At 47.5% G+C, this 655-nt stretch carries 1 protein-coding gene; it reads right to left on the reverse strand.

Features of this window, described 5'->3' with window-relative positions; all coding sequences use genetic code 11:
- On the reverse strand, nucleotides 1-422 hold a 422-nt coding region (locus tag HMPREF1627_RS01980), incomplete at its 3' end, for a metallophosphoesterase (RefSeq protein WP_034500700.1).
- Nucleotides 423-655: the final 233 nt, after the last annotated feature.

Here is a 655-nt window from a genome sequence, read left to right on the forward strand (position 1 = left end):
ACTGCGCCCTTAAACTGTTCTGTAATTTTGTCGAGCTTTTCCATCCCGTAATCGAACTCGTGGTTACCGATTGCCCACACGTCATAGTTGAGGTCGTTCATAACGCTCACGCCTGGGTGTGGGTTCATGTCCTGGAATAGTTCGCTGGAATTATCTTGAATGAAGTCGCCCGCATCGATGAGAACAACGTTGTCCTCAGATTCCCTCACTTCTTTTACTGCGGTAGCGATTTGGGCTAAGCTTCCGGAGGTGTTTTCCTCGTCCAGGCTGTAGTCCCAAGGCATATAGTGGCCATGAATATCGGAAGTACCGAGGAATGTGATGTTTACAGAATCGTCATTCCCACCGTCACTCGTTGAACTCGGTGCACACGCGCTAAGTGCAAGCGCTGTGACCGCTAGTAATCCGACTACTTTCTTCACTAGAGCTCCTTTGCATTTTGAAAGTGTTTTAATATCGGGGGAATAATCTTACTCCTTCTTTGAACCTTTGTTGCAAGGTTCTGGTATTTTCTCCACCACCCGCACGAATTGATGTACTACCGCGCCTCAAATACAGTTCTTGTCTTCCGGTTTTCTTCTTGTGGGTACGAAACCATCGACGTTTCCGCACTGTCAGCGGTTACGTGTGCTTCATAAACATGCAAAATGTGAGC

This window comes from Actinomyces sp. S6-Spd3 (assembly GCF_000758755.1).
In the GTDB taxonomy this organism is placed as follows: domain Bacteria; phylum Actinomycetota; class Actinomycetes; order Actinomycetales; family Actinomycetaceae; genus Pauljensenia.